General features: G+C 34.5%; 13 protein-coding genes. 9 read left to right on the top strand and 4 right to left on the bottom strand.

Translation table 11 applies throughout. The annotated features are described in order from the left end of the window. Positions 1–5: 5 nt before the first annotated feature. The 4 genes from galE to EOD40_RS01110 all read left to right on the top strand — a co-directional run bounded on the left by galE (position 6) and on the right by EOD40_RS01110 (position 3,963). On the top strand, positions 6–1,019 hold the full coding sequence (galE, locus tag EOD40_RS01125) for a UDP-glucose 4-epimerase GalE (RefSeq protein WP_128193060.1): 1,014 nt from the start codon (positions 6–8) through the stop codon (positions 1,017–1,019). Positions 1,020–1,070: 51 nt separating this feature from the next. After that, entirely contained in the window at positions 1,071–2,756 is a 1,686-nt protein-coding gene (locus EOD40_RS01120; RefSeq protein ID WP_128193059.1) for a sodium/sugar symporter, read from the top strand. Between the two features lie 247 nt (positions 2,757–3,003). Beyond that, positions 3,004–3,321, top strand: coding sequence for a GNAT family N-acetyltransferase (locus tag EOD40_RS01115; protein WP_128193058.1), 318 nt, complete (start codon positions 3,004–3,006; stop codon positions 3,319–3,321). A 30-nt stretch (positions 3,322–3,351) separates the two neighbouring features. Beyond that, a complete protein-coding gene (locus EOD40_RS01110) occupies positions 3,352–3,963 on the top strand; it encodes a hydrolase (protein WP_128193057.1) in 612 nt (203 codons plus the stop codon). Positions 3,964–4,608: 645 nt separating this feature from the next. Here EOD40_RS01110 and EOD40_RS18270 read toward each other — a convergent pair. The 3 genes from EOD40_RS18270 to EOD40_RS01100 all read right to left on the bottom strand — a co-directional run bounded on the left by EOD40_RS18270 (position 4,609) and on the right by EOD40_RS01100 (position 6,877). Next, the gene (locus EOD40_RS18270; RefSeq protein ID WP_262707518.1) at positions 4,609–4,731 is read right to left on the bottom strand and encodes a hypothetical protein; all 123 of its coding nucleotides are present in this window, start codon (positions 4,729–4,731) and stop codon (positions 4,609–4,611) included. A gap of 440 nt (positions 4,732–5,171) precedes the next feature. Continuing rightward, a complete protein-coding gene (locus tag EOD40_RS01105; protein WP_128193056.1) occupies positions 5,172–5,612 on the bottom strand; it encodes a LexA family protein in 441 nt (146 codons plus the stop codon). Continuing rightward, positions 5,603–6,877 carry a Y-family DNA polymerase gene (locus EOD40_RS01100; RefSeq protein ID WP_128193055.1) on the bottom strand — a complete coding sequence of 425 codons (1,275 nt, stop codon included), beginning with the start codon at positions 6,875–6,877 and terminating at the stop codon, positions 5,603–5,605. Before EOD40_RS01100 ends, EOD40_RS01105 begins: the two co-directional genes overlap by 10 nt. A gap of 286 nt (positions 6,878–7,163) precedes the next feature. On the opposite strand from EOD40_RS01100, the gene EOD40_RS01095 reads away from it, so the two are divergent. Both EOD40_RS01095 and EOD40_RS01090 read left to right on the top strand, forming a co-directional pair. Next, the gene (locus EOD40_RS01095) at positions 7,164–7,565 is read left to right on the top strand and encodes a hypothetical protein (protein ID WP_128193054.1); all 402 of its coding nucleotides are present in this window, start codon (positions 7,164–7,166) and stop codon (positions 7,563–7,565) included. 263 nt (positions 7,566–7,828) lie between these two features. Next, positions 7,829–9,208 (top strand): MFS transporter, encoded by a 1,380-nt coding sequence (locus EOD40_RS01090; protein ID WP_128193053.1) that lies wholly within the window; start codon positions 7,829–7,831, stop codon positions 9,206–9,208. A gap of 23 nt (positions 9,209–9,231) precedes the next feature. Here the strand turns inward: EOD40_RS01090 and EOD40_RS01085 are convergent, their stop codons facing one another. After that, on the bottom strand, positions 9,232–9,951 hold the full coding sequence (locus EOD40_RS01085; RefSeq protein WP_128193052.1) for an NUDIX hydrolase: 720 nt from the start codon (positions 9,949–9,951) through the stop codon (positions 9,232–9,234). Positions 9,952–10,321: 370 nt separating this feature from the next. Between EOD40_RS01085 and EOD40_RS01080 the strand changes: the two genes are divergently transcribed. The 3 genes from EOD40_RS01080 to EOD40_RS01070 are packed head-to-tail and all read left to right on the top strand — an operon-like array spanning position 10,322 to position 15,896. Then, on the top strand, positions 10,322–13,414 hold the full coding sequence (locus EOD40_RS01080) for a SusC/RagA family TonB-linked outer membrane protein (RefSeq protein WP_128193051.1): 3,093 nt from the start codon (positions 10,322–10,324) through the stop codon (positions 13,412–13,414). Between the two features lie 11 nt (positions 13,415–13,425). Further along, entirely contained in the window at positions 13,426–15,012 is a 1,587-nt protein-coding gene (locus EOD40_RS01075) for a RagB/SusD family nutrient uptake outer membrane protein (protein ID WP_128193050.1), read from the top strand. A gap of 20 nt (positions 15,013–15,032) precedes the next feature. Beyond that, positions 15,033–15,896 (top strand): hypothetical protein, encoded by an 864-nt coding sequence (locus EOD40_RS01070; protein ID WP_231129553.1) that lies wholly within the window; start codon positions 15,033–15,035, stop codon positions 15,894–15,896. The last annotated feature ends 38 nt before the right edge of the window (positions 15,897–15,934 follow it).

The raw sequence follows: 15,934 nt of genomic DNA, 5'->3' as shown, positions 1-15,934 counted from the left end.
AAATCATGAAAATACTTGTTACGGGAGGTTTAGGTTTCATAGGTTCACATACAGTAGTCGAACTACAAAACGAAGGTTTTGAGGTGGTTGTTATTGATAATTTATCAAATTCATCTGAAGACGTTTTAAAAGGAATTGAAGCTATAACAGGGAAAAAACCACTTTTTGAAAAACTGGATTTAAGAGAGAAATCGGTGGTTCAGGATTTTTTCAAACGCCATTCGGATGTAAATGGAGTGATTCATTTTGCAGCTTCAAAGGCAGTAGGAGAGAGTGTGGGGAATCCTTTGTTGTATTACGAAAACAACATCAATTCGTTGGTGTATTTACTTCAGGAATTAGAGAAAAAAGAGGATGCTAATTTTATATTCAGTTCTTCTTGTACGGTTTATGGTCAAGCCGAAACAATGCCCATCAACGAAAATTCAGCAATCCAACCTGCAATGTCTCCTTATGGAAATACCAAACAAATAGGAGAGGAAATTATTACCGATGTGGCTAAAGTAAGTGGTATCAATGCTATTTTGTTGCGTTATTTTAACCCGATTGGTGCTCATCCATCTGTTGAAATAGGTGAATTGCCAATAGGTGTTCCGCAAAATTTAGTACCATTTATTACGCAAACAGGAATTGGTTTGCGTAAAGAATTAATGGTTTATGGTAATGATTATCCAACGCCGGACGGAACTTGTATTCGCGATTACATTCACGTAGTGGATTTAGCTAAAGCACACGTTATTGCTTTGCAACGATTATTGAATAAGAAGAACGAAGAAAAAGTAGAAACTTTTAATCTGGGAACTGGAGTAGGAAGTTCAGTATTAGAAGTGATCAATGCTTTCGAAAAAGTAAGCGGCAAAAAATTAGCTTACCAAATCGTTGACAGAAGAGAAGGTGATGTTACTTTGGCTTACGCCAATACGGATAAAGCCAATAAAGTACTGGGCTGGAAAACCCAATTAAGCCTGGAACAAGCTATGGAAAGTGCTTGGAAATGGGAACAAAAAATCAGAAGCTAGGCATTCATTGGGAATGACTGTTAAACCAATTATTAATTTTAAATAAAAACTATGAGCTCAAGTCTCGGATTTGCAGATTATGCAGTATTCATCATCTACTTTTTAGTAGTCTCAATCTACGGATATATTATCTATCGCAAGCGCGAAAAAAACGAACACGACGCCAAAGCGTATTTCTTGGCAGAAGGGACATTAACATGGTGGGCTATTGGAGCTTCACTTATTGCTTCTAATATTTCTGCTGAGCAGTTTATTGGAATGAGTGGAGAAGGATTCTTCTTAGGAATTGCTGTTGCCGCTTATGAGTGGGTTGCTGCAATTGCGTTAATTATAGTGGCAGTTTGGTTTATTCCTGTTTATTTGAAAAACAAGATTTATACCATGCCTCAATTCTTGAAAACACGTTACAATGATTCAACGGCTTTGATTATGGCTGTTTTCTGGTTGTTTTTGTATGTTTTTGTAAACTTAACTTCAATTTTATATTTAGGAGCTGTTGCCATTAATGGATTAGCGGGAGGAGAATACCTTCATGTTATTATGTTAGGATTAGCAGTATTTGCTTTAATTATCTCTCTTGGAGGTATGAAAGTGGTAGCTTATACTGATGTTATTCAGGTTGCAGTATTGATTATTGGAGGTTTAGTTACTTCTTATATCGCTTTAACAACAGTGGGACAATATTTCGGTGTTGGCCAGGATGCTATTGCAGGATTCAAAGTATTGATGGAAAAAGCACCGGAGCATTTCAAAATGATTATTCCAAGACCAACAGCTACTTCTTCTCAATTAGAAATCGATAAATACCTTACTTTCCCTGGGATGTTATCTTATTTAGCGGGTATTTGGATTATCAACTTAAACTATTGGGGATGTAACCAATATATCACTCAAAGAGCTTTGGGAGCTGATTTACAAACGGCTCGTACAGGAATTTTGTTTGCAGGTATGTTGAAATTATTAATGCCTGTAATTGTAATGTTACCTGGTATTGCTGCTTATGTTTTATACGAAGGAGGACATTTACCTCAATTAGTTGGAGGAAAAGACGGAGCTTATTCAGCGATGTTGACTTTCTTGCCAACAGGATTAAAAGGATTATCAGTTGCTGCTTTGACTGCAGCTATTGTGGCTTCGTTAGCAGGTAAAGTGAACAGTATTTCTACTATCTATACTTTAGACGTTCATAAAAAATACATTCAAAAAGGTGCTTCAGACAGAGCTCAGGTAAACATTGGTAGATATGCCGTTTTTGCTTCTATGGTTCTTGCTGTATTGTTTACCTGGAATGATTTGCTAGGAATTGGTGGAGTAGGAGGATTTACTTATATCCAAAAGTATACAGGATTTATTAGCCCTGGGGTTTTTGCTATGTTTTTCTTAGGTATGTTCTGGAAAAGAACAACTGGAACAGCAGCTATTGTTGGGGTTATAGCAGGTTTCTTATTATCAGTTTTATTCAACGAATTTGCACCGGCAATGTTTGGAAACGAAACTTTCTTATACACAGCTTGGCCAAATGGTAAAGGTGGTTTTGAGATTCCATTCCACATTTGTATGGGATTATCATTCTTGTTTACAATGCTGCTTATGATTGGAATCAGTTTTGCTGGACCAAAAGTAAATCCTAAAGCTTTTGAACTAGATACTGAAATGTTTAAGGTAAAACCACAAACAACAGTATTAATCATTCTTACATTATTAATTATCGCTGCTTTGTACGTGAAGTTCTGGTAAGATTAAAATAATAGTTTTAAATGTGAAAATGTGGAATCGAATTCGTTTGATTTCACATTTTTTTATTTGAATAAGGTTAAAACATGATTTGCTTTATCTTCTTAACATAGATTAAGATGTTTCTTTTTTCAGAATCGTAAATTTGTTAAACAAAATATGATATATAAAGATCGATTCAAAGCAGCAAGCTAACCAATAAGTTGTTGTTTTTTGTCTAATAACTATTTAGCAATCTAATAATCTGAGCATGAAACCAGAATTCGAAAATATTCCTCTTGTCAAAAACGAACAAGAGCAGCAGTTTGAAATTACTGTTGAAGGACATAAAGCCTTTATCGTTTACAAAGAACAACCTAATGTTATTGCTTTAATTCATACCGAAGTAGAACCCGAATTGGAAGGAAAAGGCGCGGCTACAGCTGTAATTGAAAAAACATTAACTTATATTGAAGACAACAATTACAAACTCATCCCTCTTTGTCCGTTAGTGTTTGCTTACATCAAAAGACATCCGGAATGGAAACGCATCGTTGATGGTAGTTTTCATGGATTCAATTTCTTATAATTAATCAATTTAACCTTTTTTACTATTACTATGAGCAGTATATCACCTATTCGAGACCCCAAAAACGATCATTTGCTAAGTCCTGAAAATGCAGCACTTATTATTATTGACTATCAACCCATTCAGGTATCCTCAATCAAATCGATGGATCAGACCCATTTAGTGGAGCAAATTGTACGCTTGGCCCAAACGGCAAAAGTGTTTGATATCCCTGTAATTTTATCAACTGTAAATGTCCAAACGGGTAGAAATAAGGATACGATTGCTCCTTTAAAAGAAGTTTTAGCCGATACCGCTTCTTATGACCGTACCAGTATTAATGCCTGGGAAGACAAGGAATTTTATGAGGCTGTAAAGGCGACAGGAAGGAAAAAACTAATCATGGCCGCACTCTGGACAGAAGCCTGCTTAACGTTTCCCACACTGGATGCTTTAAAAGAAGGTTTTGAGGTTTATCCTGTTGCTGATGCTGTTGGCGGGACTTCAGCTGAAGCGCATAACATTGCATTGCGAAGAATAGAGCAGGCGGGGGCTCAACTCATTTCGGTAAACCAATTGCTTTGTGAGTTACAGCGCGATTGGAATCGTGAGGAAACCGTTCCTGGTTTTTTTCAGGTTTTATTTAAAGATGGAAAAATTTAAAAAGCCTATCGTTGAAAACCATTAACAGGACTAAAAATAAGTGGTAAATCTATTTTAGGACGAGAGAAGATGCTATCGCGAGCTGGGGATATTATTAACTCAAATAGTTAATAAATTAAAACCGTTAAAAGAATTAGTTTTTGAACGTCAATTTAGGGCGGTCGTTTTTATTAGTTTTATGACGTTTTTATTAAAGTTTATTAAAGTTTATTAGCGTATATCAACCAGAAAAAGAGTGATTTTTACGACTAAAATCAACAAAACACATATATACACATAAACGTTCCCGCGCGCCTGAGAGCGTTGTAAGGTCAATAAAATCAAGACATGAGAAGGAATTGGTGCGCACGTTATTAAATTTAAGCATTAAATTTGCAACGATTTCTTATATTAATCGTTGCAAATCGTAGTTTTTAATGTATTTTTGTCTTGTCGAAAAGACTTAAATTTAAGGTTTATATTTAACATTAATGTCATAAAAATGGTTTCAAAATCATTTTTTAAATGTCTTTTTTGTTTTGCTATAAACAAGTTAGAGGTAATAAAAAAAACCAAAACCCTACACCGATTAGTAGAGTCTTGGGTTTAACAATCTAACAGCATCTTTGAAAGACCTGTATACCTTTTTTAATTTACGACTGGAATTTAGATTTTCACAAGGAATCTATAAGTTCCACCGTCGGCTTTATAAATTCTTTTTCCTTTTACAGTTCTGTATTTGGAAAAAACAAATTTATAACCAGGTGGCGCAATTTCGAATTCTTTCATGCGATTTGGTTATTAAATTAATAATATGGAATGATGACTAGGAATCATCAAACTTACAGAGTCTTATTTCAAAGAACAAACAACATTCAGATTTACAATCGGTAGTAAACTGATAAACTTCAACAAAAACTAGGCTACTGTTTGGACGACAGGAATAGCCTTTTTTTTCATTTATGACATTGAGATACAAAATTACGGCATTTTGTGTCAAAATAGTATAGTATTTTCATATTAAATTTTAAACAATTACCCTGAAAAAACTCAATCATTTGAGGGTCAAAACAATAAGGGCTAAAAAAAATACTAAAAATTTTAGTAGTTCTTTCAAATTTTAACATTTGCCGAATTCCCCACGTGGCTTGTAATTAATAGAATTGAATTTTCTGCAACTCAGAAGATAAGTCTTTAAATTAAAAATGTGAAATCAAATTCGTTTGATTTCACATTTTTTTTATCACATAGGTTACAATTCCCCAAATGATTAATTGATTTTCTTCAGTGACTTTTATGGGGCTGTAACTGCTATTTTCGGGCATTAGATAAAGACAATCTTTTTCTAATTTAATGCGTTTTACGGTAAATTCTCCGTCGATAAAGCAAATAGCGATTTTGTTGTCTTGTGGTTCAATGCTTCGGTCTACAATCAGTACGTCTTTGTCATTGATACCGGCGTCAATCATCGAGTTTCCTTTTACCTTAATATAAAAGGTAGCCAGGGGATTTTCGCTCAGTTCTTTATTTAAATCGATATTGTTCTCCATAAAATCAGCCGCGGGAGAAGGAAATCCTGCCGAAACACCATCAGGGATGAAAGGAATTCGTAGTTCACTTTCGTAATCAGGTTTGTAAAAGCTGAGTTTTTGGTCTTTTTTCATTCGCATCGTATTTCGAGAATATCTTTAAATTTTGTGGTGTATTTTGGAGACAAATGATTCTGATTCATGTCCCAGGTCAGCTCTAAATTTTGGCTGGCCAATTTTACTTTGGTGTCGCCAATTTTGGTGTTAAGACTATCCATTGCTTTCATCAGTGCCAAATGCTTTGGATTTTCTTCTTCAAACAATTGAAACTGTTTTTGGTTTTCGCCAATGAGTTCGCTAACAATAACTCCTGCTTTTTTAAATTTCAAATGTTCGTTGCCCTGGTGTATTTGTTTCAGTAATTCGATAGCTGTATTGGCAATCGTTAAAGTCGAATTGGTTGAATAGGGCAAAGTGATTGCTTTGTTAAAATAGTATTGGGATGTCTTTACACTATGTTTGTCAATAATGAGCATTACTATTATAGTATGGCAACAAGATTTCTGACGGCGTAATTTCTCCGCACAAACGGCTGCAAAAGTAGTGATGCGTTCCCGGAGTAAATCAAAATCGGAGATTTGTTTGGGAAAACTTCGGGTAATGGCGATACTTTTCTTTTGTTCGGCAATAGGTTCTAAATCTAAAACCGATTTTCCTTCCAGTTCTGCTTTTAATCGAAGGCCGGTTACGCCCATTTCTCTTTTTATCCAGGCTTCGTGTTGCGGTTGTATAAAATCTAAGGCAGTATTGATGTTTCTTAGCTTTACTTTTTTACGCATTCGGTAGCCAATGCCCCAGACATCTTCAATTTGGGTCCATTTTAAAGCTTTGATGCGTTTTTCTTTAGAATCGATTACATAAACCCCCTGAGTTCTGTCCGGGAATTTTTTGGCTATTTTATTCGCTACTTTCGATAGGGCTTTGGTTTCTGCAAATCCGATGCAGGTAGGGATTCCAATCCATTTTCGAACACGAGTCTTCATTTGGAGACCATAATCGTGGTAATCGGTAATATTTAATCCATCGAAGTTCAGGAAGGCTTCGTCAATGCTATAAATTTCCACATTTGGGGTGAACTGGTTCAGGATTGCCATTACACGACGGCTTAAATCGCCATAGAGTGCGTAATTAGACGAAAACAGCTTTACGTTTTTCTCTTTTACCAAATCTTTAATTTGGAAAGCAGGCGCACCCATAGGAATTCCGGCTGCTTTGGCTTCGTAACTTCTGGAAATCACGCAACCATCGTTGTTAGATAAAATCGCAATAGCCTTGTCGTTGAATTCCGGTTGGAAAACACGTTCGCAAGAAGCATAGAAATTATTACAATCGACTAAAGCATACATGATACAAAATTACGTAATAGACTTGTTGCCGAATCCTGTCCCGGAGTTAATTTTTAGAAATTTTAGAAAGTATTTTGATTTTTCCGAAAGATAATAAAGTTGTGTTTTCTGTTATAAACTATGCTATATTAACTTTAAAATGCTCTAAATTACCATTTTTTAACTAAAACGTTTTCGTAAAAGGTAATATAGCATAGAAATGTGAAAAACCACTGCAGTTTAATTCTATGTTAGCATACTATCTTTGAACCAGTTAAAAGAATTATAAATCTAAAAAATTCTAATTATGAAAAAGATTCTAAAACTTAGTTTCGTATTAATGGTAGTTCTAATTGCTATGAATACTCACGCAACTGGCGTTAAAATTTCTAAAAGTGAAAAAGCTAGTTCAAAAAAGATGGTAACCTTTGCTCTAAATGATATTAACAAAGCTAATGTTTCTATTTATGATGCAAATAATAAACTGTTAAGCACAGAGAATGTGTATACATTAAATTTGAATCCACTTAAATCAAATGAAAAAATCGTTAAAACATACGATTTAAATCCTTTAGCTGACGGGGTTTATTACCTGGTAGCTGAATCTAAAACTAAAACGGTGAAATATGAAATTCTTGTAGTGAATGAAACTGCAACTATCATGTCAGATCCTTATTCAGAAGTAAATAAAATGGTTGCGGTTAAATAATTAACTTTTGGTTAGGTTAGTAGTTAAAAAGACTCCTTTTTAGGAGTCTTTTTTTTGGGTTAATAAACGGTATATTTTATGTAAATATGGTTGTTGTAAATTCAGTTAATAATTTTGTTATTCTTAATAATTAATTTCCATTTCGTTTTATAGAAGTATTGTAGATTTAGATAAAAAACATTAGTAAGTTTGGTGGATATTCTACTTTTATTTTATTATCCTTGTATTGTTATATAACTGGATGTTTAAGTTTTAAAAATTAAATGCAAGATAAGATTAGCTTTAAAGAAAAAGTTGGTTACGGCTTAGGAGATGCTGCTTCTTCAATATTTTGGAAGATCTTTAGCGTATATCTTATGTTTTTTTACACTGATGTTTATGGTTTGGCACCTGCTGTGGTGGGGACCATGTTTTTAATAACTAGAGTGTGGGATTCCTGTTTTGATATTGTAGTTGGAATTATTGCTGATAGAACTAAAACTCGTTGGGGTAAATTCAGGCCTTATTTGTTATGGGTGGCAATTCCTTTTGCATTAATTGGGGTGTTGATATTTTATACTCCTAATCTTGACGATAAAGGTAAAATTGTTTACGCTTATATTACTTATTCTTTGATGATGATGATTTATTCGTTAATCAATGTCCCTTATGCTTCTCTGTTGGGCGTAATATCTTCAGAAAGAAAAGAACGTACTGCACTTTCATCTTATAGAATGTTTTTTGCTTTTGGCGGAAGTTTGTTTGCTTTGTGGCTAATTGAACCATTAGTTCATTATTTTGGCAAAAGCTTAAAATCCGAATCCGGTTGGTTGGGGATGATTGTGGTCTTTGGTATTATTACCACCATTTTTTTCTGGCTTTCTTTTTTTTTAACCAAAGAAAGAGTTCAGCCTATAAATGAGAAAGTTAATTTAAAAGAAGACCTGAAAGATCTTTGGGCTAATAAACCTTTGTGGATTTTATTAGGGTCAGGAATAGGCACTTTAATATTCAATTCGATACGCGATGGTTCGGCTGTTTATTATTTTAAATATTATATAGACAGTAGTCAAAGTTATACATTAACATTGTTTTCGGAACATTTTGTTATGACTCCCACTACGCTTTATTTAGTTTTAGGTCAGGCTGCAAATCTTATTGGAGTTATGGTTGCTACACCGATTGCTAATAAAATGGGAAAGAAAAATACTTTTATGATAGCTACAGTTTTAATCGCTATTTTAAGTTTTTTGTTTTATTTTTTCAAGAAAGAGGATATAGTATTGATTATGTCTTTTCAAGTACTGATAAGTGTTTGCGCGGGCTGTATATTTCCTTTAATTTGGTCTATGTATGCTGATAGTGCCGATTATTCGGAATGGAAAACAGGGCGACGTGCAACAGGGCTTATATTTTCTGCTTCTTCAATGTCACAAAAAATAGGATGGACTATTGGGGGTGCGGGTACAGGGTGGCTTTTAGGGTATTATGGCTTTAAAGCTAATATAGACCAAAGTTTGTTAGCGCAAAATGGGATTTTATTGATGATGAGTATTTTGCCAGCTATTGCGGCTGTTATCTCATTATTTTTTATTTTGTTTTATTCTCTTGATGAAAAAAAGTTAGAAGTTGTGGAAAATCAACTTGCTAGTAGAAGAAAGTAATTCTTTTTCTTTCTTACAATGGTTTAAAATTCAAAGTTGAACCCTTTTTGAGTAAGCAGGTCGTATATTTCCTGGTCAAATTGGTATAGTTTGGCAGCTCTATGTGATACATCTTGTTGTTTTTCATCTAAAGGCTTTAGCAATTTCATGTGTAAAATTTTTCTTCTAAAGTTAGATTTATCCATTTCGATATCTAAAATTTCTTCATAGAGTTTCATTAGTTGTAATAATGTAAACTTTTCAGGTAAAAGATTGAAGCCAATAGGTGCTTGACGTACTCGATTGCGTAAATGTTTTAAACTGTAATTGATGATTTCATTGTGATCAAAAATCAAATCCGGAATGTTTTTAATTTTAAACCATTTAGCGTCAGTCAATACTAAACTCGCTTTGAGTTTGTCATCTTCTCTTTTTATTAGAGCATAATATCCAATAGTAAGTACCCTTCTGAAGGACACACGTTTTGGGTCTCCAAAAACTTTTAATTGTTCCAGGAAAACATTGTCAAGTCCGGTAAGCTCTTCCAATAAACGATTGGCAGCATTATCGATACTTTCTTCTTTTTTTATCCAACCACCTGGAAGCCCCCATTCTCCTTTGCTATCTCCTTCTCCGTGTTGTACTAAAAGGACTTCAAGGGTTCCGTTGTTAAAGCCAAGTATTACACAGTCAATAGAAATATCATCAATAGCTGATCCTTCAACTAATGACATAGATTTGGTGTCATTTTTCTCATTTGGCATAATGGTATAATATTTCACGAAAATAATAAAATATAAGTAACAATGCTTTTGCGATGCATAATATTTGTTATATGTATATAAATTCTTAGAATTTTTTACTTAATCTTTTTTTATTGCTTAAAATTTTGTTAATGTAAAAAAAAGCTATATACTTGTAGTCAAATTAACCATAAGGTTGTTTCGAGCCCTTCAAAAATATATTTTTTTAAAAAGAAGTCTTTTTAAGATTTGAAAGCTATTTATGAATTGAGATAAATAGAATATTGATGCTAAATAAATTAGTATGAATAATAGAGAGTAAATTAGAATACCTGAAATAATTATAATTAAAAAACCATTAACTAAAAAATTAACCAATTCTTAAATTATTATGAAAAGAAAATATTGTATTTCGACAATGCTTCCCTTTTGTATAGCAATCTTGTTCAGCATGTTTATGCTGCAATCAAGTTTTGCGCAACAGCGATCTCTTTCTGTAAGTGGAAAGATAACATCTAGTAACGACGGTATGGGGATTCCCGGTGCAACTGTTAAAGTAGAGTCTACCAATAAAAATACTACAACTGATTTTGATGGTAAATATCAAATTAATGCGGAATCTGACGCTGTGTTAATAATCAGCTATATAGGTTATAAAACACAACGAGTATCGATAAAAAACCAAACAGTAATAAACATTGCCATGCAAGCGGAAACAGCAGATCTTAAAGAGGTTGTTGTGATAGGGTATGGCTCTCAGAAGAAAAAGGTATCAACAGCTGCTACTTCTTTGGTTTCGGGAAAAGACATCCAACAAGTTGCCAGTCTTGATGTTGTTAATGCTTTACAGGGACAAAGTTCAGGGGTGTCCATTACCTCTACGTCAGGACAACCGGGAGCTGGAATGGCTGTAAACATACGTGGTGTGGGAACCGCAGGAAACAGCTCTCCTCTTTATGTTGTTGATGGAGTTGTTGTGGATAATGGTATTGGGTATCTTGATCCATCCACTATTGAAAGAGTCGATGTTCTTAAAGACGCTTCGGCTGCATCTATCTATGGAGCCAGAGCAGCTAATGGAGTTATATTAGTGACGACTAAAAAAGGAAAAGATGGTAAGATGAATGTGTCTTTAAATAGTTATACAGGATATCAGGAAATTGCCAAAAGATTAGACCTGCTTGATTCAAATGAATATGCAGTTATCATGAATGAATCAAGGGTGAATTCAGGTTTTACACCTTTGTATACTGCAGCGCAAATAGCTGCACTTCCTAACCACGATTGGCAAAAAGATTTATTCAATAATGGAGCCGCAAAACAAAATCATTCCTTAATGATTACGGGTGGGGATAAAAAATCGACAATTGCTACAGGATTATCTTATTATGGACAAGAAGGTCTTATAGGAAGTCAAAATAATCAATCACAGTATGATCGTATAACATTCAATGTCAATACTACATCTGAAGTTATAGAAAATCATTTGAAAATCGGAGAAAATTTTTCTTTCGCCAATATCAAAAGTAATGGTGTTTCTGACCAGGGTCTTTACAATAACAGTATAAGAAGTTTTCTAAATGCCTCTCCTTTAGACGCTGCCTATGATGCCAATGGCAATTTTGCAACTTCAATTATTGCGGCTGATGTTTTTAATCCCGTGGCTTCTTTATATCATAATAACTTTAAAGAAGATAAAATAAATCGTTATGTGGGAAATGTATTTGCAGAAGCAAAATTCTTGAAAAATGTTACTTTCAAAACGAGTTTTGGAGTGGATATATCGGATAGTTCATTTCGTTCTTTTAAACCGGTTTATAATGAAACACTTTTTGATAATAATCTGATCTCAAGTGTTACACAAAGTTCCAATAAAAGTTTGGGCTGGTTATGGGAAAACACATTGCAATATAAAGCTTCTATCAATGATATTCATCATTTTGATGTGTTGTTAGGAACTTCTGCTAAGTCAAATACTTCTGAAAGTATGGGAGCCACAGGCAAAAATTTAACTTTTAATGATTTTGACCATGCTTATTTAAGTAATGCAACAGATAAAACATCAAACACAGTCTCCGGTGAAAGATACGATTATAGACTTCAATCTTATTTTGGTAGATTGTTATATGATTACAACAATAAATATTTATTCACTGCCACATTAAGAAGAGACGGTTCTTCGGAGTTCGGAACCAATAATAAATATGCTTACTTTCCTGCGGTATCAGCTGGATGGAACATAGATCGCGAAAGTTTCTTTCCACAAAATAGTTTTATAAAATCTCTTAAAATAAGAGCCAGTTGGGGACAAAACGGTAATGATCAATTTTCAAAACGATTTGCTTACATGTCAACAATAAATTCTTATGATAAAAACTATCATTTTGGGACAGGTCCTAATGAAACACTGTATACAGGTTCTAGTCCAGATGCACTTTCAAATCCTGATTTAAAATGGGAAACATCTGAGCAAACTGATTTTGGTTTTGACGCTGCATTATTCTCAAACCTTACTTTGACATTCGATTATTATAACAAAACAACCAAAGATTGGTTAGTACAGGCAGCTATTCCTGAAATTGCCGGAGCTACGCCTCCTTATATAAATGGTGGAGATGTTAATAATAGAGGAATTGAATTAGGATTAGGATATAGAACTAATTTTGGAAAAGACTGGTCATTTTCTATAAACGGAAACATATCCCATAATGAAAACAAAGTGCTTCGTGTAGCCAATTCTGAAGGCATAATCCATGGTGACACTAACCTCCTTTTTCAAGGTTTGGATGAAATGAATCGTGTAGAGGTAGGACAACCAATAGGTTATTTTTACGGACTTAAAACCAATGGTATTTTTCAAAATGCAGCCGAAGTTGCGGCGGGAGTTCAGCCTAATGCATTGCCTGGAGATGTTCGTTTTGTGGATTTAAACGCTGACGGCAAAATTGATGCTAACGATAAAACTAAAATTGGAAATCCAAATCCGGACTTTACTTATGGGTTAAATATGGAACTGTCTTACAAAGCTTTTGATTTCTCGATTTATACCTATGGCGTTTCAGGAAATCAAAATGTTATTGGGCTTCGTAGTATTGAACGTCCTTACTCTAATTACACAACGACAATCTTGAATCGTTGGACAACAGAAGGAAGTTCTAATTCTATACCAAGAGTTACTTATGGTTCAGATGCGAATGGGAATTATACTAAGATGTCCGATTTATATGTTCAAGACGCCGGCTTCTTTAGAATCAAATCGGCTACGCTAGGTTGTGATTTGACAAAAGTAACAGGCATGTTAAATTTCTTTTCAAAATTCAGATTATACGTTGCCGCCAACAATCTGTTCACTTTTACGAAGTATAGAGGAATGGATCCGGAGATTGGGTTTGGAAATACAAACCAATCATGGGCAAAAGGGATTGATGTGGGTTACTACCCACAGCCAAGAACTTATATGATGGGACTTAATGTTAACTTCTAATTATCAAAAAAATGAAAAATTATATTAAACTATTTACGGCATCAACCCTATTAATATTAAGTTCTTGCTCGAATGATTTTTTAGACACCGCACCGGTAACCGAAAAGGTTGCAGAAAATTTTTATAAAACCCCGAAAGATGCTTTTGAAGGACTTGTTTCTATATATGATGTATTGCAACAGGAAGGCGGCTGGGCAGGATTTCAAATGATTACGGAAGAAGCCTCGGATAATTGTTTTGGAGGTTTTGGAACCGCTGATGGAATAGCTGTTTTGGACTGGGATCGCTTTAAAAACAGCTCAGATCCGGAAATGAATAATGTTGTTTGGCAAAGCTGCTACAAAGGAATATACAGAGCCAATATTTTATTAGAAAATTTAGATAAAGTAAATTGGGGTACCGATACTGCACTTAAAGCAAAATATGAGGCGGAAGCTCGTTTTTTAAGAGCCCATTTCCATTTTGAATTAGCGAGAATTTTTGGTGATATTGTTCCACTGGATCATTCTATTAACACCAGTGAATTTAATTCTCCAAGATTGGCTCCGGAAGTTACTTATGCTTTAATTGCTAATGACTTAAAATTTGCTGTAGAAAATCTGGGTACTGAAAATTATTCTCAAGTAGGAAATCCAAATTACGGTCGCATCACTAAATGGGCTGCAGAATCTTATTTGGCGAAAGCTTTTATATTCTATACAGATTATTATACTAAACCGGATTTAGCCGGAGTAGTGACCAAAGCTCAGGCAGTAACCTATATTAATGATGTTGTAAATAATAGTGGTCACGCTTTGATTACAGATTATTCTCGTCTATGGATAGCTGCGTCACTTGCGAATTATGCAGGTGAAGGCAATACAGAAATGGTTTGGGCTATTCGTTATAACGGAAGCGGAAAAGGAGACTGGAATCTTCATGAAGGAAATCGTTTGTCAGTATTAATTGCGCCACGTGGTGGAAATATAGGTAGATATGCTTACGGTTGGGGTGGACTTCCTGTTACCCCAAGTCTTTATGGTGCATATGAAGTTGGAGATACTCGTAGAGATGCTACCATCATCAATTTTGCTGGAGAAGGATTGAATTTTGATCCTGCACCAAATAAAAGAGACCAACGTCAATATACAGGATACGCCTGGAAAAAATATTGCCCTGTTACCAATGAAGCCGGAATTGCAGACGTAACTGCCAATGGTGGAAATTTCCAAATTGACAATGTCGAAGATTATGCTGTAATACGATTTTCGGATGTATTGTTAATGGCAGCAGAGCTTAATCTTGGTACAAATGATGCTTTTGCAAAAACTTGTCTCGATAAAGTTCGTGATCGTGCTTTCCAAAATGCCAGTCACCGTGTTGCAGCAACTTTACCAAATATCATGAAGGAACGTCAATTAGAACTGGCATTAGAAGGACAACGTTTTTTTGACTTAATCAGACAAAGTCCAGCTATAGCTAAAGCTGCTATTGACAATGTAAATAGTGATTCTCAATTTAACGTAACATTTAGAACTGAAACACTAGGATGGTTTGCAATACCTCAGTCACAAATTGTACTTTCTAACGGAGCAATAAAACAAAATCCAGGTTGGTAATAACCTTAAAAATAATGACTATGAAAAATATATTTTTAACATTAATAGCTATAATTGCAGTGGGTTCGTTATTTTCTTGCGAACCGGTAGAAGATCGTAACAGTCTTCCTGCAATGTCACTTATGTCTACAGACCTGAATTTTACGGCTGTAGTAAATGGGAATACCATTCAATTAAAAAACCTAACTCCGGATGTTATACCTTATTGGAGTTATGTTGATTCAAAAGGGAATGAATTAGGGCATTCAAACCTAAATGAAACAACTATTCCAATGCCATTTGCGGGTACTTATACCATTAATTTTTCAGCTTATACACAAGGCGGTTCGGTAACAGCCACAAAAACGGTAACCATTTCAAAAAATGATCAAACTTTATTTAGTGATCCTAGATGGGCAATGCTTACTAACGGTATAGCCGGAAAAACATGGGTATTTAATATGGTAACTGAAAGTCCATTTGCATTTGTTGGTGGTGGATATATAAACAAGACAGTAGAAGGAGATTGGGCTTGGTATCCAGGGAGTATCAATGATGTTTCATGGTCAGGTGTAGAAAACAAAAATTGGGGAGAAGTTACTTTTGACCTTAATGGAGGTTATAATGTTAAAGTAACACAAACTTCATTGACTACAGGAAGTACTGTAAAAACCACTAAGTCCGGAACGTACAATTTTAGTCTTTCAACAGGGGCTAAAAATGACAGAATCATATTAAACGGAGGAATAGAAATGCTACATCTTAATGCCTATTATAACGATGTAATGTCAGGATTCTCGTTTTCTAATGTTAGGTTAATTGAGCTTACAGCAAGTTCTTTAAGATATGCCGCAATTCGTAATGACGGTGTGCAAGTAGTTATGAATTTAGTGCCTAAGAGTTAAATAGAAAATATTAGGAAAGTTATTTGAATCGTATTGAT

The organism is Flavobacterium sufflavum (genome assembly GCF_004016525.1).
GTDB lineage: Bacteria > Bacteroidota > Bacteroidia > Flavobacteriales > Flavobacteriaceae > Flavobacterium > Flavobacterium sufflavum.
Note: the sequence above shows the minus strand (reverse complement) of the source record. Positions and strands in the feature narration are given on the sequence as shown.